The sequence below is a fragment of the Streptomyces sp. NPDC001157 genome, assembly GCF_053598255.1.
This window is the reverse complement of record NZ_JBSFJW010000002.1, coordinates 58,240-79,001: the sequence shown is the minus strand read 5'-3', so window position 1 is coordinate 79,001 and position 20,762 is coordinate 58,240. Positions and strand designations below refer to the sequence as shown.

The following is a 20,762-nucleotide window of genomic DNA, read 5'->3' as shown; positions in this document are numbered from 1 at the left end:
AGGAAACGGACCATCCGCCGATTCGGGAGAGGGCCGAGTCATGGCCGTACAACCTGAGGGAACCCCCTGTTGGGCCGACGCGATGTTCGGCGACGTCGAGGGAGCGAAGAGCTTCTACGGTGACGTCCTCGGCTGGACCTTCGGCGAGGCGTCGTCGGAGTACGGCAACTACACCCAGGCCTATGTGGACGGCAAGGCGGTCGCCGCCGTCGTGCCGCCGATGCCCGGCCAGGAGGCCCAGTCGCAGTGGTGCCTTTATTTCGCCTCACCGGACGCAGCCGCCACAGCCGCCAGGATCAGGGAGAACGGCGGCGAGGTGCTGATGGAACCCATGCAGGTCGGCGAGTTCGGCACCATGTGCATCGCCCGCGAGCCCAGCGGCGCCGTCTTCGGTGTGTGGCAGGGCGGCACCCACGAGGGCTTCGAGGTGACCGCCGAGCCGGGCGCCTACGGCTGGGCCGAGGTCTTCACCCGTGAACCCGAGAAGGCCGACACGTTCTTCAGCGGCGTCTTCCCGTACACGGCGCAGCAGATCGTCGACGACAACGTCGACTTCCGCATGTTCAACCTCGGCGACACCACGGTCCTCGGCCGGATGAAGATGGGCGACGAGTTCCCGCCCGAGGTGCCGTCCTACATCAATCTCTACTTCGTCGTCCCCGACTGCGACGACGCGGTCGCCAAGGCCACCAAGCTCGGCGGCGTGCTGCGCTTCGGGCCGATGGACAGCCCCTACGGCCGGTTCGCGGCGATCAGCGACCCGCAGGGCGCGAACTTCTCGGTGATCGACATCGCGAGGACCGAGGGAGAGATGCCGAAGACCAAGGACGTCTAGGACGCACGCGGGCGCCTCCCGGACGATGGTCGAGGTCCCGTCCCGCCCGTGGCATGATCGAGGCCATGCGTGAACGTGTGGTGGCCGCGTGCGACGGGGCATCGAAGGGAAATCCGGGACCGGCGGGCTGGGCATGGGTGGTCTCCGACGACTCCACGACCCCGGCCCGCTGGGAGGCGGGGCCGCTCGGCACGGCAACCAACAACGTCGCCGAACTCACCGCCCTGGAACGCCTGTTGGCGGCGACCGACCCGGCCGTCCCGCTTGAGGTCCGCATGGACTCCCAGTACGCCATGAAGGCCGTCACCACCTGGCTGCCCGGCTGGAAGCGCAACGGCTGGAAGACCTCCGCCGGCAAGCCCGTCGCCAACCAGGAGCTGGTCGTCCGCATCGACGAACTGCTCGACGGCCGCTCCGTCGAATTCCGCTACGTGCCCGCCCACCAGGTCGACGGCGACCCGCTCAACGACTTCGCCGACCGCGCCGCCAGCCAGGCCGCCAAGGTCCAGGAGCCCGCGGGCAGCGACCTCGGTTCACCGGCGCCGCCGCCCTCCCCGGACACCCCGTCCGCGAGCGCCCCGCGCCGCAAGACTGCGGCGGCCAAGCAGCGCGCGGGTTCGTCGTCCCGCACGATCAAGGCGAAGTTCCCGGGCCGCTGCCTGTGCGGCCGTTCCTACAGTGCCGGCGAGCCCATCGCCAAGAACGGACAGGGCTGGGGGCACCCGGAGTGCCGTACGGCGGAGGCCGGTTAGGGCCGGGGCCGCACGACACACCGTTCAGGACCGGGCGCGGGTCAGGTGACCACGCCTCGCCACTCCCCGGTCTCCCGGCCGCGCGCCTCGATGAACTTCTTGAAGCGCTCCAGGTCGCCCTTGGTCTGCCGCTTCACGAAGCCGAGCTTGTCGCCGACCTGTTCGGTGACGCTGTCCGGATGGAAGTCCATCTGCAGCATGACCTTGGTGTGGTTGTCGTCGAGGCGGTGGAAGGTCACCGCCCCGGCCTGCCGGGCCTGACCCGCGACGGTCGTCCAGGCGACCCGCTCGTCAGGGATCTGCTCGGTGATCTCCGCATCGAACTCCCGGTGCACGCCGTTGACGCTGGTCACCCAGTGCGTGAGCGTGTCGGTGCGCTGTTCGATGCGGTCCACGCCGTTCATGAACTCGGGGAACGTCTCGAACTGAGTCCACTGGTTGTAGGCGGTGTGCACCGGGACGCCGACCTCGATGGATTCCTCGACCTGCGACACGGGTGAACCCCTCCTTCGCTCTCACATCGGTTGCGTCCGGCGCGGGTACCCCTGACCTGCGGAGCAAACCGTCATGGCCCGGCCGTCAGTCGGTGTCGAAGGTGTAGTGGGCGGTGTGGTCCAGCAGATCGGCGGGCCGTACGTCGTTCCACGGCTTCATCGTCTCGTCGAGGTCGACCACGTCCGGTGTTCCGGCGGTCGGCAGATAGCCGGAGCCGGGGTGGCGGCGCTGCCACTCTGCCCACAGCTTGTCGATGTAGGCGTGATGGAGCCAGAACACGGGGTCGTTGGGGGAGACCCCGGTGGCCATCTGCCCGCCGACCCACACATGGACCCGGTTGTGCAGGTTCACGCCGCGCCAGCCCTCCAGGTGGTTGCGGAAGCCGTCCGAGGCGCTGTTCCACGGCGGCATGTCGTACATCGCTGTGGACAGCACCGACTCGACCTCGGCCCGGGTCGGCAACTCGCGTACGTTCGCACCCAGTTGGCGGCGCAGGAACGTACGCCCGTCCACGCGCACGTTGATCGGCCAGTTGCCCGCGGACGCGGCGAACGGGCCGTCCATCACCTGGCCGTCACGGGCGCGCCCGGTGCCGCCGAGGAAGTCCGGTGCCCACAGCGAGGAACGCGGTGAGCGGTCGGTGCTCCAGTCCCAGTAGGGCAGTGCGACCGATGCGTCCACCGACTGCAGTGCGCTCTCGAACTCCAACAGGAATCTTCGGTGCCAGGGCAGGAAGGACGGTGAACGGTGGCCGGTGCGTTCGCCGTTGTCGGTGTCGCCGAGGATGAAGGCGTTGTGGGTGGTGACGAAGGTGTCGTAGCGGCCGCTGCGCTTGAGTTCGACGAGGGCAGCGACGAAGCGCCGCTTCTCGTCGGCGGTGAGACTTGCCTGGTTCTTGCGGACGGTCATGGTGCGGTTGCTCCCAAGGTGTTTGCGGGACGGGTCAGTTGGCGGGGAAGGGGACGAGCCGGGCGCCCTGCAGCTCGTCGACGGCGGCCCGTGCGGCCGCGTGCGGCGTGGGCACCGGGGCGTAGTGGCTGACGACGCTGATCCAGGTGCCGTCGGCGTTCTGCATGACGTGCAGTTCGACCCCGTCGACCAGGACGGCGTAACCCATGCCGTGGTGGTGGCCGCCCATGGAGGACGGCCGGCCCTGTATGCGGCGGCCCTTGTAGACCTCGTCGAAGGGTTCGGGGGAGCCGTGGTGCATGTGATCGGCGGCGGATGCGGCAGGGGCGGCGGTGGTGGGGGCGGCGACGGCCGCGGTGAGGGCGGCCGCCGCGGTGAGCGCGCGACGTCGGGTCAGGGTCGGCATGCGTGATCTCCGGGCTTCGTTCGGTTGACGACCCGGAATGCCTATCGGCCCCGCGGCGAACGGGAGAAATCCCCCGAGAGTGGTTGGCTACGATCAGGACAATTGCGTACATGTCATGGAAGATTGAACGAAGTCGATCTTGCCGAGACGGGGGCCCATCGACACCGGAACGGGGAATTCCTTGCCGAGTGTCGCCTGTTTCAGGTGGTCCTTCGCGGGCGCCTGCGCCGCGAGTGGCCTGTCTCACCTTGCAGAACTGACGTGATCTGTACCAGCGATCAAGGACCGCAGCCGGTCCGTGCGTAGACCTCCCCTTGGGTGAATCACCATTCACCCGCTATGGTGAATCGTCATTCACCTGTTGTTTCCGGCACCAACCACTTGGAGTGCCCATGGTGCGAGGCCGGCTCACGATTCCGGTGCTGGCGTTCGGCGGCATCCTCATGGCGGTCATGCAGACCGTCGTCGTACCGCTCCTGCCCGATCTGCCGCGGCTGACGGGCGCCTCCGCGGGCACGGTCTCCTGGATGGTCACGGCGACCCTGCTGTCCGGCGCCGTGCTCACCCCCGTGCTCGGCCGGGCCGGCGACATGTACGGCAAGCGCAAGGTGCTGACGTCGGCGCTCGTCCTGATGACCGTCGGCTCGGTGATGTGCGCCCTGTCGTCCGACATCGCCGTCCTCATCGCGGCCCGTGCCCTGCAGGGCGCAGCCGCCTCCGTGGTGCCGTTGTCGATCAGCATCCTGCGTGACGAACTGCCTCCGGAGCGCCGGGGCTCCGCGGTGGCGCTCATGAGCTCCACCGTCGGCATCGGCGCCGCCCTGGGCCTGCCGCTGGCCGCACTGGTCGTGCAGTACGCCGACTGGCACACCATGTTCTGGCTGACCAGCGTCCTCGGCGCGCTCGGCGTGACGGGGGTGTGGTGGGCGGTCAGGGAGTCGCCGGTGCGGCAGCCCGGCCGCTTCGACGTGCCGGGCACGCTGGGGCTGGCCGTAGGGCTGGTGTGCCTCTTGCTGGGCGTTTCGCAGGGCGGGCAGTGGGGGTGGGGCAGCGCGCGTGTCGGCGGCCTCTTCGTCGGCGCCGTCGTCGTACTGGCCCTGTGGTGGTGGCAGCAGCTGCGCACCGAAAGCCCGCTCGTCGACCTGCGGCTGGTCTCCAGGCCGCGCGTGGGCCTGTCGCACGTCGCTGCACTCCTCACCGGGTTCGCGTTCTACGCCAACTCCCTGGTGACCGCCCAGCTCGTGCAGGCGCCCGAGGCGACCGGGTACGGGCTCGGGCTGTCGATCGTGCAGACCGGCCTGTGCCTGCTGCCCGGCGGCGTCACCATGCTGCTGCTCTCACCCCTCTCGGCCCGCATCTCCGCGGCCCGCGGTCCCCGCATCACCCTCGCCCTCGGGGCCGCCGTCATCGCCTGCGGCTACGCGGTGCGCATCGCCGACAGCCGCGACCTCTGGATGATCATCCTGGGGGCGACGGTGGTGTCCACCGGCACCACCCTCGCCTACTCCGCCCTGCCCACCCTGATCCTGCGCGCCGTCCCCGCCGACCAGACCGCCTCCGCCAACGGCGTCAACGTTCTGATGCGCACCATCGGCCAAGCCGTCTCCAGCGCCGCCGTCGCCGCCGTGCTGGTGCACCACACCAGCGTGGTCGGCACCGCCCCCGTGCCCACCCTGCACGGCTATCTGCTCGCCTTCGGCATCGCCGGCGCGGTCGCCCTGGCGGCCGGTGCCGCGGCCCTGACCATCCCCGGCGACGCGGCGACGGGCGGGACACCCCGAGCCGGCGGGCGGACCCGGGATCCTCACGACGAGGCGCTGGAGGGAGCATGAGTGCTGTGAGCACTCCCCCCACCACCTCCGTGCCCGCCCGCCGGGACGCCGAGGCGACCAAGGCGGCCATCCTCAAGGCGGCCCGCCACCTGCTGGCCCGGCACGCCCATGCCGACATCACGCTCAAGGCGGTCGCCGAACGGGCCGGGGTCAGCCCGCCGTTGATCCTGAAGTACTTCGGCAACAAGGACACGCTCTTCGCCCGCGTCATGTCCTTCGAGACCGACGCCGACGCCCTGCTCGACGCGCCGCTGGACGAACTCGGCCGGCACATGGTCCGGCATGTGCTGGTCAGCCAGTCGCAACAGGGCGCCGACCCGCTCCTGCGGATCGTGTTCGCGCCCCTGCACGGTGCACAGGGCGACATCCTGCGCGCCAACTTCCGCACCCAGGTCACCGACCGCCTCACCGAACGCCTCGACGGCCCCGAAGCGGGCCTGCGCGCCGAACTGGCCGTCGCGAACCTGCTTGGCCTCGGGGTGATGTACGGCATCGCGCGCGGCGCCCATGTGCGGGGCGCCGCACTGGACGAGATCGTGGACCGTTACGCCCCCGCGGTGCAGGCGCAGCTCACACCCCGCGGAGGAATTGCTCGGTCGTAGCCACGAACCGCTCGGGGGCGTCGAGCCATGGGAAGTGCCCGGCCCCGGGCTGCACCACGAGCTCGGCTCCCGGGAAGAGCCCGGCGAGCTCGGCCACCGCAGGCGGCGGCGAGTTGAGATCGACCTCCCCGGCCAGCACCAGCACCGGGGCGTCGAACCGCGCCAGCGCCGCGCGGGTGGCGCCCGGGTCGAAGGCGCCTTCGGAGCCGAAGACGGCCGCGGCCTCCTGGTTCTTCTGCCCGGCACCTTCGGCATGATGAGCCCGGCTCACCTCGTTCCAACGGCCGTACAGGAAAGGCGCGATGGCGTCCCAGCTCTCGGCCGTGGCCTGCCCGGTGGTGATGGCCTGCAGCGCCGCGAACGCCGTCGGGAACCACGGCTCGGCGCGGCGCGACTGCGCGGTTTCGCGTCGTACCTGCGGCGGCACCGCGATCCCGACCGCGGTGACGCTCGGCGTGATCAGCGCGAGCCTGCTCACCCGCTGCGGATGCCGAGCCGCGTACAGCACGGCTGGATTCGTGCCGGCCGAATGCCCCAGCAGATCCATCGCGTCGAGCTCCAGGTGCTCGCGCAGCGCCTCGACGTCGTCGACCAGGTGGTCGCAGCGGTATGTGGCGGGGTCCTCCGGGGCCTCGGACTCGCCGGTGCCGCGAAGGTCCGGCATGATCAGCCGTCGGTGTGCGGACAGGCCGCCGAGCTCACCCAGATACGCGGATGCCTGCATCGGCCCGCCTGGCAGGCAGATCAGGGGAGGGCCGTCCTCCCCGAACACGTGGTAGGCGAGCTTGGTCCCGTCGTACGCGGAGAAGGCAGGCATGGAGCCGACACTTTCAGCGACGGGCGGCAAAGGCAACCGCTCAATGCAGCAACCGGTCCAGGAAGCCGTTGCCGTAGACGCGGTGCGGGTCGAGTCGGTCCAGGATGCCGGCCGCCTGCCCCCATGCCGTCTCGCCCACTGACGCGGGCACCGTCGTGCCCAGCACCTCCTCGTCGCTCCAGGCGGCCTCGTCCGTGTAGGCCCAGCCCTTGGACCACTCGACCCGGGTGAGCGCGTGCTCCCCGTCGAACGTGCGCAGCAGGAACTGTTCGAGCTCGCGCAGGAAGGCCTCCGCGTACGGCGTGTCCGGCAGCGTCAGGACGTCCAGCCACACCGCCGTGTCCCACTCCGGGTGCGTCTCGCTCTGCCGCAGCGCCGACAGCAACGGGGCGCGTGCGCCGTCCAGTTCGGCATCGGCCGGGTCGTCGAGGCCGGTCACCCGGATCTCCACCGAACCGTTCACCGGGAAGCGGCCCAGCGCCGCGTACGCGGCGAGCCGCTCCCGGTAGAAGGACGTGAACTCGGCGACCACCCGCTGCACCTGGGTCCGCGCGGTGAGGACGGCGTAGCCGTTCGCGGTCACCCGCAGTGTCGTCGGCCTGAGATAGAGCAGGGTGTTCTTCGACGGCCCCCAGATGTCCGCCGACAGCGTCGCCACCAGCCCGAGCGCCGCCACATCGTACTGCGCGTTGCCCAGAACCGGAGCCAGATACCAGGCCGCGTCCGAGGTCATCCGCCCCACCAGATCCGCCACCACGGTCGGGAGGTTGTCGGAGAACGGGTAGTTGTACGGCGATGTCACATGCCGCGAGGTGAGCGGCCGAGTCGGCGCCACGCTCCACACCTTCAGCCACGGGAACTCGGTGAAGGCGAACCAGATCGCCTCCACCCGCCCGGACTTGTCGAGGTAACCGGCGAGGGTGCGCCCCTCGGAGCCCGGCGCCGCAAAGAGTTCGGCGGCCGGGATGTCCGTACGGCTCACACACCGCAGACTGACGTTCGCGCCCACCCGCAGCACGACCTCCGTCACCAGCGCCCGGCCCAGGTGGGTGAGCAGCGCGGCACAGTCCGCCTCGTCGCGCTCGTACGTCCGCAGCACATACGCTCCGGAGCCGTCGTCCCACACGACCGCCGTCAGCGACAGCACCAGATTGCTGAGTGAGCCGTAGGTGTGCCCGGGCAGCCGCTGCTCGCCGTGTGCCGGTACGGCGGTGCCGTGCGCGTCGACGGCGAGCGCGCCGCCCAGGGTGAGATCACCGGGAGCGGGCGCGGCGGTGACCCCCAGGCCGTGCTCCTCCAGGTAGGTGAGCAGGGCCTCCATCGTGACGCCGGTGCCGGCGCGCACCGCGGCCGCGGAATCCAGGGACAGACCGGTGAGATGAGAGGCGGTGTCCACGAGGAGCACGGGGGCGTCCGACCCGGTGCCCTCGGTGATCGTCAGCGGCGACCAGCCGTGCGCGGACCCCCGGGCACGTACCCTCCAGCCGTGCCGCCAGGCCCAGTTGACGACGTCGACCACCTGATCCGCGGCGGCCGGAGCACAGGCCCACAGCCCGTCCGCGGTGATCTCGCCGACCCAGTTGCGGTACGCCGAGCGGTACAGGGGGACACCCGCCGGGAAGTCCGGTAACTCCTGGGCGGCGATGGCGGGATCGGCCGCGATCAGCACGGGCGCGGCGGCCAGCGCCGCCGCGCCCACCAGGAAGCCACGACGGCTCAACGACGTGTTCTCCGACGGCCCGGACGGGAAGTTGCTTGCTGAACGATCAGTCACGGGTTCACGCTAGGGGGCCGTTGACACGTGCAGGATTCGTGTCCAATACCGTCACTCTTCCGAGTGAATTATTCGCAGGTGGCGCTCCGGAGCGGTCGGTTCCGCGCGCAGGCGTGACGGATGACAGACTGACGCCATGGAAGAGCGCACATTCGGTAGGTCGGGTCAGCACACATCCGTCGTCGGTCTCGGGACATGGCAGCTGGGCGCCGACTGGGGAGACGTGGACGACAAGGAAGCCCTGGCGGTGCTGGAGGCGGCGGCCGAGTCGGGGGTGACCTTCTTCGACACCGCCGACGTGTACGGCGACGGACGCAGCGAGCAGACCATCGCCGCGTTCCTCAGCGGCAGGCCGGACCTGCATGTGCTGGTCGCCACGAAGATGGGCCGCCGGGTCGAGCAGATCCCCGAGAACTACGTCCTCGACAACTTCCGTGCCTGGAACGACCGTTCCCGGCGCAACCTCGGGGTCGACCGCATCGACCTCGTGCAGCTGCACTGCCCGCCTACGCCCGTGTACTCCACGGACGAGGTGTTCGACGCCCTGGACACCCTGGTCGAGGAGGAGCGCATCGCCGCCTACGGGGTCAGCGTGGAGACCTGCGCCGAGGCGCTGACCGCGATCGCCCGGCCGAACGTGGCGAGCGTCCAGATCATCCTCAACGCCTTCCGCATGAAGCCCCTGCGCGAGGTCCTCCCGGCCGCACAGGAGGCCGGCGTCGGCATCATCGCCCGGGTCCCGCTCGCCTCCGGTCTGCTGTCGGGCAAGTACACCAAGGACACCGTCTTCCCCGAGAACGACCACCGCACCTACAACCGGCACGGCGAGGCCTTCGACGTCGGCGAGACCTTCTCCGGCGTCGACTACACGACGGGCGTCGAGGCGGCCGCCGAGTTCTCCGCGCTCGCGCCCGAGGGGTACACGCCGGCCCAGCTGGCGCTGCGCTGGATCGTGCAGCAGCCCGGCGTGACCACCGTGATCCCCGGCGCCCGCTCACCCGAGCAGGCCCGCGCCAATGCGGCCGCCGCCAGGCTCCCGCAGCTCACGGACGAGACACTCACCGCGATCCGCGACCTCTACGACCGCCGGATCAAGGACCAGGTGGAAGCACGCTGGTAGACCGGGGAGACCGGCTCACGGCTCCAGGAGCAGCTGCCACTCCTGCTCCTGGTCGCCGGAGACCGAGCGCTGGTCCTGGGCCGTGAAGGCGTGGGTGAGCGTCTCGCGCGCCTGCGCCACCGCTACGGGCGCGCCCTGCACGGTCAGCGTCACCGCCCCGGACAGATGACCGGCGGGACCGGGCTCGGCCGGCCGACCTGTCGGGTCGTGCTCGAACCTCGCCGTGTGGACGGTGACGTCGTCGTCGCCGGGAAGCTCCTCCTTCGGCATCCCGAAGGCGGGCTCCAGGGCCCGCACGACCGCGCGTGCGTCCGCCGCGGTGCCGCCGCTGACAGTGACCGTGAGCTCGGTGCCGGACATGGTCGTCGGACTCCTCGGGTGGTCGTCGTACGCCATGCGCTCCGTGTAACCGCCCGGTGATCGCCCAAACAGGGGCGGATCGCGCCCGGCCCGGTCAATCCTGCGTGAAGAGGGAACCCGGGTCAGGACAGGCATCCGGGGCGATCGAGCCGGGAGGAACCTTGCCGGCCACAAACAGCAGCGCAGAACTGAACGAGTGGGGGCGGCACGAGACCGAGGAGGAGCGCGCCGACCGGAAGTGGGGTGAGCTGATCCAGGAGGTCAGGGTCGCCCAGACAGGGGTGCAGATCCTGTTCGGCTTCCTGCTCACCGTCGTCTTCCAGCAGAAGTACGACTCGCTGGAGCACACCGACAAGACCATCTACATCGTGACCGTGGTGCTGGGTGCCGCCGCGACCGGAGCGCTGATCGGGCCCGTCTCCCTGCACCGCCTGGTGTCGGGGCGGCGGGTCAAGCCGCAGGCCGTGGAGTGGGCCTCCCGGCTGACCTTCGTCGGCCTGGCGCTCCTGCTCGCCACCATGACCTCCTCGCTGCTGCTGATCCTCCGGGTCGCCACCCACAACGGGGCCGTGCCCTGGATCGTCACGGGAGTGGTCGCGTGGTACGTGCTGTGCTGGTACGGGGTGCCGCTGTGGACCCGCCACCGCCATACGGAGTGACACCCAGGGCGTCGAGCTGCCGGTCGTGCAGGCGGGAGAGGACCAGCACCGAGAGTGTGGCGCCGATCAGCGCACAGAACATGTCCCACTGCGTGTCCCACACGTCGCCCTGCGTGGCCAGGAAGGCGTCCGCGGAATGCCCGCCGGTCACCGCGGCCAGCCACTCCAGCATCTCGAAGACGGCACTGAAGGCGAGGCACGCGCACACCGTCAGCGGCGCCAGCCAGCGGCTGCCGCGCAGCGGCGAGGTACGGCTGAGCAACTCCCGCACCAGAACCGCCGGTACGAAGCCCTGCATGAGATGACCGAACCGGTCGTACGGGTTGCGGGACAGGCCGAAGGCGTCCCGCACCCAGTCGCCCAGCGGCACCTGCGCGTAGGTGTAGTGGCCGCCCACCGCAAGCACCAGCGCGTGGACGGCCAGCAGGCAGCACAGCAGGTTCGTCAGCGGGAAGCGGCGCCAGGTCAGCACCACCAGCGGCAGCCCGACCAGCACCCACACCGTCTCCAGGAACCAGGTGGTGCGATCGTGCGCACCCAGGGCCGAGGCGGCCAGCCCCAGTGCCACGACCACGGCCAGCAGGGCGGGCAGCCGCCGTCGGGGGACGGCAGAGCGCAGGACAGCAGTCATGGGGGCTCCTCCTCGTGGGAGCCCCCATGCTGGCCGAGCGGGTGGACGACGGCATGAGTACGGCTACTCAGCCCCGCCCGGGCCGGGATCCTCAGCCCTTGTCGCCGCGCAGGGCGCTCAGGCACATGACGATGGCCTGCTGGAGCTCCTCCAGGCGCTGGACCATGTCGTCCTCGACGAAGTCCTGCACATCGTCGAAGGTCAGCTCCTCGAACGCCTTCGTCGCCTTCTGCAGGCTGCTGTAGAACTTCGTCCGCCGCTCCTGGACGCGCAGTTCGGGATCGGCCTCCACGGCCTCGGCGACGAGGGACTTCATCGTGTCGTAGGCCTCGCTGGCCCACTCGCCGGTGTCCTCGTCCTCCTCGAGCTCGTCGATGAGCGACAGGTGCCGCTCGGCCTCCTGACGCAGGTCGACCGGCGCGTCGATGGTCTGCCCCGCCGGGGTCTTGACCTGCCCCGACTCCGCGATCTGGCGCACATAGCCGATCCTGTCGGCGGCCCGGCTCTCGGTGGCGACGGCCTTCTTGAGGTCGTCGGTGCGGACGACGTCCCGCGCCAACTCGGCCTGCAGCTCCGGGTCCTCACGGACACGGTCGAGCAGCGCCTGGCGTGCCGCGCGGGCGGTGGAGGGGTCGGCGAGGATCGCGGCGCGCAGGGCGGTGGGGTTCTCGGCGACCTCCAGCGCCTTGGTCGGCCGGATGCCCTCCGCCTCGGCGGCCTCCGCGATGGCGGTGCCGCGCTCGGAGGTCGCGCTGTTGCGGGACACGTAGTAGCTCAGCCACACGTCCGCGTCCGGCAGCTCCACCTCCTGGCCCGGGGCCAGCGCCTCGAAGTGCGGAACCATGCCGTCGTCGGCGGCCCGGTCCCAGGCCTTGTAGTAGCGCATGACGCGCTCGGGGGAGCACCCGGCCAGCTCCGCGAACTCCTTCGCCGACACCTTCGGCGTCTCCTCCGCGCCCTGACCACCGGGCCGTACGCTGCGCGCCACCATCAGGCCGAAGGCCCACCCTCCGGTGCGCGCATACACCCCGAACTCGCGCGCGTCCCGCGCGACGAGGTCCGACAGCGGGGCGGGGGACGACTCGGACGGGACGATCGCTAGGGTCACGGAAGACTCTCCTGTGCAAAGCTGGTCGGGCTGCAAAAGTGCAGACCGCAGCCTATATGGACCCATTGGCGATGTTTCGAACGGGGCGCCGCGCGGCAGGGCTTCCGGGTCAGCCGAAGCTGTCCCGCAGGGCCGGGAGCAGCGTCTTCTCCGCCCAGTCGAGATACGCCGGCTGCGACTCGCCGCCGATCTGCACGAGGGCGATCTCCCCGAACCCGGCGTCGGCATAAGGGCGTACGGCTTCGACGAAGTCGTCGGGGTTGTCGCCGCAGGGGATCGACGCGGCGACGTCGTCGGGGGTGACGTACTGGGTCGCCGACTCGAAGGAATCGGGGTGCGGCAGCTCGGAGTTGACCTTCCAGCCGCCGCCGAACCAGCGGAACTGCGCATGCGCGCGCTTGACCGCAGTGTCCCGGTCGGGGTCGTAGCAGACGGGCAGCTGACCCACGCGCGGCTTGCCCTCCCCGCCGTGCTGGTCGAACGCCGTCAGCAGGCCCGCCTCGGGCTCGGTGGCGATGACCAGGTCGGCGAGCCGGCCCGCGAGGGCGCAGGACTGCTCCCCGGAGACGGCGATGCCGATGGGCGGCGGCTCGTCCGGCAGGTCCCACAGCCGGGCCGACTCCACGTCGAAGTGCGTGCCGCGGTGGTTCACATGACCGCCCTTGAAGAGCGCTCGGATGATCTCCACCGCCTCCTCCAGCATTTCGTGGCGCACGTCGACGGACGGCCAACCGCCGCCGACGACATGCTCGTTGAGGTTCTCGCCGGAGCCCAGTCCGAGCCGGAAGCGGCCCTCGGACAGCAACTGCATCGTGGCCGCCTTCTGTGCCACCACCGCCGGGTGGTAGCGGACGGTCGGACAGGTCACATAGGTCATCAGCGGAATGCGCGAGGTCGCCTGCGCCGCCGCGCCCAGCACGCTCCACGCGTACGGCGAGTGACCCTGCGAGCGCAGCCAGGGGAAGTAGTGGTCCGAGGTCACGGAGAAGTCGTAGCCGGCGCCCTCGGCCCGCACCAGATGGTCGACGAGGTCACGGGGGCCGGCCTGCTCGGTCATCATCGTGTATCCGATTTGCACCATAGCCGCCGAGTCCCCTGTGCAGGCGGCGGAAAACAGCCTCTCGATCGGACGCCGATCACCGGGGAGGATGCCCTCATGAGCGCTCACCCGCTGCCCGTCGGCAGCCCCGCCGCCCAGGGTGTCGACGCCACCGGCGTCCACGCCTTCCTCGACGCCCTCGAAGCCGCTCCGGACATCGAGCCGCACAGCCTGATGATCATGCGGCACGGCCGGCTCGTGGCCTCCGGCTGGTGGACGCCGTACACCTGTGAACGACCGCAGCTGCTGTACTCCCTCAGCAAGAGCTTCACGGCGACGGCCGCGGCCATCGCCGCCGACGAGGGGCTGCTCCGCTTCGACGACCCGGTGATCTCGTACTTTCCCGAGTTCGACGCCGACATCACCGACCCGCGCAGTCGCGCGATGCTGGTGCGGCACGTGGCGTCGATGGCCAGCGGCCACGAGGCGGAGACCCTGGACCGGGCGCTCGCCACCGACCGCGCGGAGATGGTGCGGGGCTTCTTGCTGCTGCCGCCCGAGCGGGAACCGGGGACCGTCTTCGCCTACAACCAGCCCACCACCTACACCCTTGCCGCGATCGTGCAGCGTGTCACGGGCCGCCCGCTCACCGAGTATCTGCGCCCGCGGCTGCTGGACCCGCTCGGGGTGGGCGAGGCGGCCTGGCTGCGCGACCGGGCCGGCCGCGAACTCGGCTTCAGCGGGCTGCACGCCACCACCGACGCCATCGCCCGGCTCGGCCAGCTGTATCTCCAGGACGGGGTGTGGGAGGGGCGGCGCCTGCTGCCCCCGGGGTGGGTAGCCGAGGCCACGCGCCCGCACATCGGCAACAGCGACGGTACGGCCGCGGGCGCGCTGTCGGACTGGCAGCAGGGCTACGGCTTCCAGTTCTGGACCTCCCGGCACGGCTACCGCGGCGACGGCGCATACGGGCAGTTCTGCCTGGTGCTGCCCGAGCACGACGCCGTGATCGCGACGACCGCGGCGACCGAGCAGATGCAGCGGCTGCTCGATCTCGTGTGGACGCACCTTCTGCCTGCCTTCGGTCCCGAACCGCTGCCGGGCCGCGAGCACGAGGACACGGCCCTGCGGGAGCGGCTGACGCGACTCGCGCTGCCCCCGGTCGCGGGAAAACCCGCACCGCCGGAGCGGGCGCAGGACTGGTCCGACGCCGAGTTCACGCCGTACGGCGGTGTCTGCGCGGACCAGCCCAAGCTGACCGGGGCCGGGGTGACGAGGAGTGCGGACGGCTGGGTGTTGCGGCTCGCCGAGGACGGGCACGAACTCGACCTGCAGGTCGGGGAAGGCGGCTGGAGCGTCACCGACGAACCGCTGCCCACCGCGGTGAGCGGCGGATGGACCGACGCGGACACCCTCGCCGTGGACGTCGTGTTCCTGGAGACACCGCACCGGCTGACCGTGGCATGCTCCCTGCCGGACCGCACCTTCACAGCGCGGTGGCACACCACTCCGCTGCACAGCCCCCCGCTGCGCGCGCTGCACGCGCCCCGGTCCTCAGTCTGACGACACCCGGAAGGTCCGCAGGAAGGTGCCCAGCGCCTGCTGGTTCGCGGAGTCGTTCCAGTCGGCGGCCGGAGTCGTCCAGCGCAGCGAGAAACTGCGGCCGCCGCCGAGCAGGAAACCGCGCCCGAAGGTGCGCACCCGCGTGCCGTCGGCCTCCGAGAGCCACTCCATGTCGGCGCCCTTGTGGCCCTGGTACGTCGTCGCCTTGATCTCGCCGATCCGTCGGAAGCCGTTCTCCTTCGCCAACTCGGGCTGGACGTCGTCGCGCCAGACGGCCACGGGATCGGGGCCCGCGACGGTGCTGTAGGTGATCGCGAGCGCCCGGGGGTCGCCGTCCGCGCCGAAGGTCACGCGGGTCGAGAGGTCGCCGACGCGCGAGGTGTTCACCCGTTTCCAGCCCTTGGGGAGGGCGACGGAGAAGCCCTCGGGTGCGGTGTAGCGGTGGAAACCCGGCGGGAGCGCGCCGGCCGACGGGGAGGACGAGGGCGAGGGCGCGGATGCCGTCGGCGATGCGGTCGGCGTGGGAGACGCGGACGGGCGGGTGTTGTTGCCGTCGGTGCGGCTGTCCTGCGGTGTGGCGGACGCGGTGGCCGACAGCGACGGCTGGGGAGCGGTGTCGGTCGCGGACGTGCCCGTGCCCGGTAGTTGATCGGTGGCGGCCAGCACTGCGGCCGTCACGGTCAGGACGGCCAGGGCGGTCCCGATGGCCATGGTGCGTCTGCTCCAGCCGGGGGCGGCATGGCAGGCGGCGGTGTAGACACCGCGCAGCCGGGGCCGCGGCGCGGTTCCCGAGAGCGTGTCGGGGTCCTCGGTCAGGACGCGGGTGAGGGCCTCGCGCACCACCGGGCGGGTCAGCCGTTCCCTGGAGTTCTTGCGGAGCAGCCCCTGCACGGTGGGGGTGAGGGGCCCGGCGTGCACCGGAGTGCGCAGCGGAAGGCGGTCCACGCCCTTCAAGGTGGCCTCGGGCCGGTCCCGGTCCCGGAAGGGAGGGCGTCCCTCGACCATCGTGTAGAGGATCGCGCCCAGCGCCCACAGGTCGGCCGCCGGCCCGATGCGCTCGTCCCGGGCCTGCTCGGGGGAGGCGTACGACGGTGCGGAGAGCCTCGGTGCCAGGGTCGCGCCGGCCAAGCCGAAGCCGGTGACCACGATGCCACCCCGGTCCTGCACATAGACCTGGCCGGGGCTGAGTTCGCCGTGGGTGATGCCCTCGCCGTGCGCCGCCTCCAGCACATCGAGCAGCTCCAGCCCGATGCGTGCCGCTCGCACATAGTTGAACGTGCCCTGCTGGGCGACGAGTTCGCCCAGGGGCGTCCCGTCGATCCATTCGGTCGCGGTCCACAGCGAGCCGTCCTGCTCCACGGCATCGACGACCGTCGCGACCGCGCCGGGACACATCAGCCCCATGGTCTCGGACATGCGGATGATACGGGCGGTCGCCCGGGGCGCGGCCTCGGCGTCCGGGTCGTCCGGGAGCGCGATCTGGGTGAGGAGATAGGCCCGTCCGACGTTGACGTCCTTGCCGTACCAGCAGATCCGGTTGGTCTCCTGGTGGACGACATCGACGAGCCGGTACCTGCCGGCGACCAACTCGTGCGTGAAGACATGCGCCTTGACCATGGTCATCCCTCGCCGTACCCCTGGGTCTCACCTTTCACAGAGGTACGGGGAGCGCGACGGGGTGCGTTCAAAGGATCCGCAAATCATCGGCGCCCGCGGGCATTTGTTCATGCGGGGTTCGCTGAATTCGCGGAAGTCCTCTGGCTCTGACCGGAATTCGAGAGCGGCATTCGGAGGGGAGCATTCACAGGCCAACGACGGAAACTCAGCCCACTCCGAAGCGTTCCGCCCACCCCATGACATCGCTGGTCGTCGCATTGCCCCCGCACACGACCAGTCCGAGCCGTGCGTCCTCACCGACCCGCTCCAGGACCTGGCGGGCCGCGGGCAGCAGACAGCCCGCCGCGGGTTCGGCCCACACCTTGGCATGGTCGGCGAGGTCGAGCGTGCCCTGCACCGCCTCCCGGTCCGGCACCACGAGCACCTCGTGGACCAGCGCGGACACATGGTCGTAGGTCAGTTGCGAAACGGCCGGTGCGCTGAGCGTGCTCACCACGGACGACAGGGTGACCGGCACCGGCCCGCCCGCCGCCAGTGCCGCCGACATGGCCTGCGCACCCTCGGTCTCCACACCCCAGATCCGCACCTCGGGCCGCCGCTCCCGCAGTGCCGTCGCGACGCCGGAGATCAGCCCGCCGCCCCCGACGCTGACGAGCACGTCGGTGACCTCACCCGCGTCGGCGGCGAACTCCAGCCCGACGGTGCCCTGTCCGGCGACGACCACCGGGTCGTCGAAGGGGTGGACCAGCGTCAGACCCTCCTCCTGGAGCGGCTTCATCAGCGCGAACGCCTCGCTCATGTCCTCGGCCAGCCGCACCGACGCTCCCGTGGCCTGAGCGATCTCGATGGAACGGGCGGGCGCCGAGCGCGGCATGACCACCGTGGCCTTCACATCGAGGGCGGCGGCCATGACCGCGAGGGCGATCCCGTGGTTGCCGCCGCTGACCGCCACGACTCCGGCGGCCCGCTCAGCGGGACTCAGCGAGAGCAGCTTCGCCGTCGCCCCGCGCGCCTTGAACGAACCCGTGCGCTGCAGCAGTTCGAGCTTGACGGTGACCGGGACGCCGAGCAGGTCGGCCAGTCCCGGGCTCGGCAGCGTCGGCGTACGCACGACATGCCCGGCGATGCGCTCGGCCACGGCTTCGACCTCGGAGATCCCGATCAAGACAGTCACCCTTCCCGGCACGGGAGACGAGGACCCGCACCGCTTCGCACCCTGACGCGGCGGACGGCGTAGGTCAAACGGGTTGGCGTGTCAGAGATCCCGCCGCACCAGATACTCCAGCAAGGACCGCAGCTCCTCCACCGGCCGTGGTGGAAGTGCCGCGTCGGCGAGGGCCGCCTCCACCGCGGCGATGTGCGCCCGCGCCTCGGCCAGTGCCTCAGTCCGGCCGCCCAGCGTCTCGATCAGCGCGGCCGCCTCCTCCGGGTCCCCGCCCGCATCCAGCAGTGCGCCGAGTCGGCGGGACCCGGGGTCGCCCGAGTCGAGTGCGGCCAGCACCGGGAACGTCTTCTTCCGTTCCCGCAGATCGCCGTGCACGGGCTTCCCGGTGACCGCGGGGTCGCCCCAGATGCCCAGGACGTCGTCGACGACCTGGAAGGCGATCCCGAGGTGCCGCCCTGCCCGGTCGAGAGCGTCGACCAGCGACGGCTCCGCGCCGCCGAGCAGAGCACCGAGTGCGACTGCGCAGCCGAGCAGGGCGCCCGTCTTGTGCTCGGCCATCGCCCGGTACTCCTGCGGCCGCACCCGCTGCGGCCCCGTCCACGGGCGGGTGGCGAACAACAGGTCGTCCGCCTGGCCGCGCACCAGGTCACCCAGCGCCACCGACAGCACCCGCACCGCCTGCGGCCCGCCGGGGGCCGCGGCGAGGGTCTCGACGGCCAGCGCGAACAGGGCGTCGCCCGCGAGGACGGCGGGCCCGGTGCCGTACGCCTTCCAGACGGTGGGGCGCCGGCGCCGGGCCGCGTCGCCGTCCATGATGTCGTCGTGCAGGAGAGAGAAGGTGTGCACCAGCTCCACCGCGACCGCCGCCGGTACCCCGGCCCGCCCGTCCGCGCCCGCGGCCTCGGCTGCGAGCACGGCCAGCGCCTGTCGCACCCCCTTCCCGCCGGACGCGCCGGTCGGGGCACCGCCCACCTCGCACCAGCCGAAGGAGTAGGCGGCCATCTCACCCACCCACGGATGTGTCCGTCCCACGGCCTCCACCAGCGCCGGCCGCACCAACTCGCGGCAGCGTTCGAGTACTCGGGGCGCCTGGGCCGGTGCCCGCAGCGTCGTGGGAAGCGCGGTCACCGCACGACCTCCGCGGCCACGCCGAACTCCTGCTGCGCCCGCGCCACCATCTCCCGCGCATGCCGCAGCCCTATCCGCTCCAGCTCATCCGCCAGGTCGGCGAGGTCGGCTGCCGTCTCGGCGCGGTCGCGGCCAAGCCGGGCCAGGGCCTTGGTCAGCCCCAGCCGCGCCAGCGCCTGCCCGCGCGGCTCGCTCATCGCACGGAACTCCGCAAGAGCCTGCTCGTACAGGTCCCGGGCCTCCTCCCAACGCCCCGCCCGGTACAGGACGTTGCCGCGCATCTTGTGGTTGTAGGCCAGCGCGCTGGACAGCTTCATCGCCCGGCAGGTCGTCTCCGCCTCGGACAGCAGTGTCAGCGCCCGCTCGACGTCCCCGTCCCGTACGGACACGATGTCGGCGAGCCCGCGCAGCGCCCACGCGTGGCCGCGCCGGTCGTCGGCGCACGCGGCTATCTCGGCCGCCTCCTCGAACAGGGCGTAGGCGGTGTCGTACTCGCCCGTGTTGCGGTGGATCTGCGCGATGCCCTCCAGCGCCCACACTGTGTGCCGCGCCTCGCCGCGCCGCCGGGCCTCCGCCAGCAGCTGCTCGTGCAGCCTGCGGACGGCCTGGTAGTCGCCCTGGATGCGGCCGGTCTCGGCAAGGCCCGCGAGGGAGTAGCCGCGTACGACCACGTCTCCGCCGCGTTCGCCGAGTTCGGCCGCGAGCCCCAGCAGCCGCCAGGCGAGCGGGAAGGCGCCGCGCTGCCGGGCCAGGGTGCCGCCGCTCCACAGCGCCCACGCCATCGCGGCCGTGTCCCCGGCCGCGCGGGCCGCACGGTAGCTCGCCTTCCAGGCCCGGTCGGCGTCCCCGACCTGCCCCAGCCGGCGGTGCGCCTCGGCCACCGCGAGACCGGACCGGGCCACCTCCCCTTGCCGTCCGGCCCGCTCGGCCGCTCTCAGCTCCCGTGTACCGGCGGCCAGTACGTCGGTCAGCGAGGAGTTCACGGAGAGGGCGGTCAGGGCGCCCTGGTATTCCGGGGCGAATGCCTTGCCGTACATGGATCCCTTTCGGTGGTCTGTATACACCCCGTCTATACGTTCTATGTATACATGGCGTGTATAGCCCGTCGAAAATGAGCCCTGACCCATGGGGCCAGGGCGTTTCACCTGTTGGGGATCAAGACGTCGTCGGCGCCGGAGAGGTTGCTCCTGAGGCGCAGATCACTCCTTGGGACTCAGTGCTGCTGGGCCTTCTGCGGCGTCGCCTCGCTCGGCCGTACGACCACATAGCCGTCGCCCTGCAGCATCAGCTGCACGGCCTCCCCGCTGCCACCGCGCAGCATCGACCCGATGGACTGCGAACGGTGCAGCGAGGTCTGCAGACCTGCGGTCCAGCCGACCACCGCGTCCGTGTCGACGTACACCGGGAACTGCCCCGAGACCGGGATGACCAGCGGATTGCCCTCGCACACCAGGCCCAGCCGACCCTGCCCGGTGAAGACACTGTTGAACAGGCCGCCGCCGGCGATGCCCGCGCCCTTCACCGTCGCGATCCGGTACGACAACGAGGCGTCGAAACACAGGACGTTGCGGCCGTTGACGGTGAACTCGTCACCGGGGTCGACCTCGACGATGAAACAGTTCTGCGCCTCGTGCGCGAACCAGGCCTCGCCCTGCCCGCGCACCGCCATCAGCGGCAGCCCCTCGCCGGTGACCGCGCGCTTGAGCATGCCGCCCACGCCCTGGCCCTTGCGCTCGAACTGGAGGTTGCCGCGGTAGGCGACCATCGCGCCCTGGCGGGCGAGCATCTCGCCGTTGACCGCGTATTTGATGCACTTGGCGTTCTCGATCGTCATGCCGGGCGCGGTGGCCGGCTGGACCATGTGCTCGCTGGAAAAGAGGGAACCCTTCATGCGGGCATCCTGTCCCGGAAGATTCCGTTCCGCCAAGATCACGGGGAGGGTTGGTTTCC

Annotated in this window: 21 protein-coding genes; 7 read left to right on the top strand and 14 right to left on the bottom strand. The window is 71.0% G+C overall.

Features of this window, described 5'->3' with window-relative positions; genetic code table 11:
* Positions 1 to 40: 40 nt before the first annotated feature.
* Both ACWDAG_RS04060 and ACWDAG_RS04055 read left to right on the top strand, forming a co-directional pair.
* On the top strand, positions 41 to 835 hold the full coding sequence (locus ACWDAG_RS04060; RefSeq protein WP_450694019.1) for a VOC family protein: 795 nt from the start codon (positions 41 to 43) through the stop codon (positions 833 to 835).
* Between the two features lie 53 nt (positions 836 to 888).
* Positions 889 to 1,587 carry a ribonuclease H family protein gene (locus ACWDAG_RS04055; protein ID WP_450694018.1) on the top strand — a complete coding sequence of 233 codons (699 nt, stop codon included), beginning with the start codon at positions 889 to 891 and terminating at the stop codon, positions 1,585 to 1,587.
* 41 nt (positions 1,588 to 1,628) lie between these two features.
* Here the strand turns inward: ACWDAG_RS04055 and ACWDAG_RS04050 are convergent, their stop codons facing one another.
* The 3 genes from ACWDAG_RS04050 to melC1 all read right to left on the bottom strand — a co-directional run bounded on the left by ACWDAG_RS04050 (position 1,629) and on the right by melC1 (position 3,397).
* Positions 1,629 to 2,081, bottom strand: a complete 453-nt coding sequence (locus ACWDAG_RS04050; RefSeq protein WP_450694017.1) for an SRPBCC family protein — start codon at positions 2,079 to 2,081, stop codon at positions 1,629 to 1,631.
* Positions 2,082 to 2,166: 85 nt separating this feature from the next.
* Positions 2,167 to 2,991, bottom strand: a complete 825-nt coding sequence (gene melC2 / locus ACWDAG_RS04045; RefSeq protein WP_450694016.1) for a tyrosinase MelC2 — start codon at positions 2,989 to 2,991, stop codon at positions 2,167 to 2,169.
* A gap of 34 nt (positions 2,992 to 3,025) precedes the next feature.
* Positions 3,026 to 3,397 (bottom strand): apotyrosinase chaperone MelC1, encoded by a 372-nt coding sequence (melC1, locus tag ACWDAG_RS04040; protein ID WP_450694015.1) that lies wholly within the window; start codon positions 3,395 to 3,397, stop codon positions 3,026 to 3,028.
* A 392-nt stretch (positions 3,398 to 3,789) separates the two neighbouring features.
* On the opposite strand from melC1, the gene ACWDAG_RS04035 reads away from it, so the two are divergent.
* Together ACWDAG_RS04035 and ACWDAG_RS04030 are read left to right on the top strand one after the other, a co-directional pair.
* Entirely contained in the window at positions 3,790 to 5,229 is a 1,440-nt protein-coding gene (locus ACWDAG_RS04035) for an MFS transporter (RefSeq protein WP_450694014.1), read from the top strand.
* Positions 5,226 to 5,831 (top strand): TetR/AcrR family transcriptional regulator, encoded by a 606-nt coding sequence (locus ACWDAG_RS04030; RefSeq protein ID WP_450694013.1) that lies wholly within the window; start codon positions 5,226 to 5,228, stop codon positions 5,829 to 5,831. Before ACWDAG_RS04035 ends, ACWDAG_RS04030 begins: the two co-directional genes overlap by 4 nt.
* Here ACWDAG_RS04030 and ACWDAG_RS04025 read toward each other — a convergent pair.
* Complete coding sequence (locus tag ACWDAG_RS04025) at positions 5,800 to 6,648, bottom strand: alpha/beta fold hydrolase (protein ID WP_450694012.1); 849 nt, start codon at positions 6,646 to 6,648, stop codon at positions 5,800 to 5,802. The genes ACWDAG_RS04030 and ACWDAG_RS04025 overlap by 32 nt on opposite strands.
* A 40-nt stretch (positions 6,649 to 6,688) precedes the next feature.
* A complete protein-coding gene (locus ACWDAG_RS04020) occupies positions 6,689 to 8,422 on the bottom strand; it encodes a cholesterol oxidase substrate-binding domain-containing protein (RefSeq protein WP_450694011.1) in 1,734 nt (577 codons plus the stop codon).
* Positions 8,423 to 8,558: 136 nt separating this feature from the next.
* On the opposite strand from ACWDAG_RS04020, the gene ACWDAG_RS04015 reads away from it, so the two are divergent.
* Positions 8,559 to 9,542, top strand: a complete 984-nt coding sequence (locus ACWDAG_RS04015; RefSeq protein ID WP_450694010.1) for an aldo/keto reductase — start codon at positions 8,559 to 8,561, stop codon at positions 9,540 to 9,542.
* Positions 9,543 to 9,557: 15 nt separating this feature from the next.
* Here ACWDAG_RS04015 and ACWDAG_RS04010 read toward each other — a convergent pair whose 3' ends face one another.
* Positions 9,558 to 9,902: a hypothetical protein gene (locus tag ACWDAG_RS04010; protein ID WP_450694009.1), complete on the bottom strand. Its 345-nt coding sequence runs from the start codon at positions 9,900 to 9,902 to the stop codon at positions 9,558 to 9,560.
* Positions 9,903 to 10,063: 161 nt separating this feature from the next.
* On the opposite strand from ACWDAG_RS04010, the gene ACWDAG_RS04005 reads away from it, so the two are divergent.
* The gene (locus ACWDAG_RS04005) at positions 10,064 to 10,561 is read left to right on the top strand and encodes a DUF6328 family protein (RefSeq protein ID WP_450694008.1); all 498 of its coding nucleotides are present in this window, start codon (positions 10,064 to 10,066) and stop codon (positions 10,559 to 10,561) included.
* On the opposite strand, the gene ACWDAG_RS04000 is transcribed toward ACWDAG_RS04005, so the two are convergent.
* The 3 genes from ACWDAG_RS04000 to ACWDAG_RS03990 form a co-directional block, all read right to left on the bottom strand.
* Positions 10,485 to 11,192, bottom strand: a complete 708-nt coding sequence (locus ACWDAG_RS04000; protein ID WP_450694007.1) for a DUF2238 domain-containing protein — start codon at positions 11,190 to 11,192, stop codon at positions 10,485 to 10,487. The two genes, ACWDAG_RS04005 and ACWDAG_RS04000, sit on opposite strands and share 77 nt — an antisense overlap.
* Positions 11,193 to 11,283: 91 nt before the next feature.
* A complete protein-coding gene (locus ACWDAG_RS03995) occupies positions 11,284 to 12,300 on the bottom strand; it encodes a hypothetical protein (RefSeq protein WP_450694006.1) in 1,017 nt (338 codons plus the stop codon).
* 109 nt (positions 12,301 to 12,409) lie between these two features.
* On the bottom strand, positions 12,410 to 13,381 hold the full coding sequence (locus ACWDAG_RS03990; RefSeq protein ID WP_450694005.1) for an LLM class F420-dependent oxidoreductase: 972 nt from the start codon (positions 13,379 to 13,381) through the stop codon (positions 12,410 to 12,412).
* Positions 13,382 to 13,456: 75 nt separating this feature from the next.
* Here ACWDAG_RS03990 and ACWDAG_RS03985 point away from each other — a divergent pair, with 75 nt between their 5' ends.
* On the top strand, positions 13,457 to 14,902 hold the full coding sequence (locus ACWDAG_RS03985) for a serine hydrolase domain-containing protein (RefSeq protein ID WP_450694004.1): 1,446 nt from the start codon (positions 13,457 to 13,459) through the stop codon (positions 14,900 to 14,902).
* On the opposite strand, the gene ACWDAG_RS03980 is transcribed toward ACWDAG_RS03985, so the two are convergent.
* The 5 genes from ACWDAG_RS03980 to ACWDAG_RS03960 all read right to left on the bottom strand — a co-directional run bounded on the left by ACWDAG_RS03980 (position 14,894) and on the right by ACWDAG_RS03960 (position 20,703).
* Positions 14,894 to 16,525, bottom strand: a complete 1,632-nt coding sequence (locus ACWDAG_RS03980; RefSeq protein WP_450694003.1) for a serine/threonine protein kinase — start codon at positions 16,523 to 16,525, stop codon at positions 14,894 to 14,896. The genes ACWDAG_RS03985 and ACWDAG_RS03980 overlap by 9 nt on opposite strands.
* A gap of 199 nt (positions 16,526 to 16,724) precedes the next feature.
* Entirely contained in the window at positions 16,725 to 17,684 is a 960-nt protein-coding gene (locus ACWDAG_RS03975) for a threonine/serine dehydratase (RefSeq protein ID WP_450694002.1), read from the bottom strand.
* A 90-nt stretch (positions 17,685 to 17,774) separates the two neighbouring features.
* Positions 17,775 to 18,812 (bottom strand): polyprenyl synthetase family protein, encoded by a 1,038-nt coding sequence (locus ACWDAG_RS03970; RefSeq protein WP_450694001.1) that lies wholly within the window; start codon positions 18,810 to 18,812, stop codon positions 17,775 to 17,777.
* Positions 18,809 to 19,849: a tetratricopeptide repeat protein gene (locus ACWDAG_RS03965; RefSeq protein ID WP_450694000.1), complete on the bottom strand. Its 1,041-nt coding sequence runs from the start codon at positions 19,847 to 19,849 to the stop codon at positions 18,809 to 18,811. The genes ACWDAG_RS03970 and ACWDAG_RS03965 overlap by 4 nt, the downstream gene beginning before the upstream one ends.
* A gap of 176 nt (positions 19,850 to 20,025) precedes the next feature.
* Positions 20,026 to 20,703, bottom strand: a complete 678-nt coding sequence (locus ACWDAG_RS03960; protein WP_450693999.1) for an AIM24 family protein — start codon at positions 20,701 to 20,703, stop codon at positions 20,026 to 20,028.
* Positions 20,704 to 20,762 lie beyond the last annotated feature (59 nt).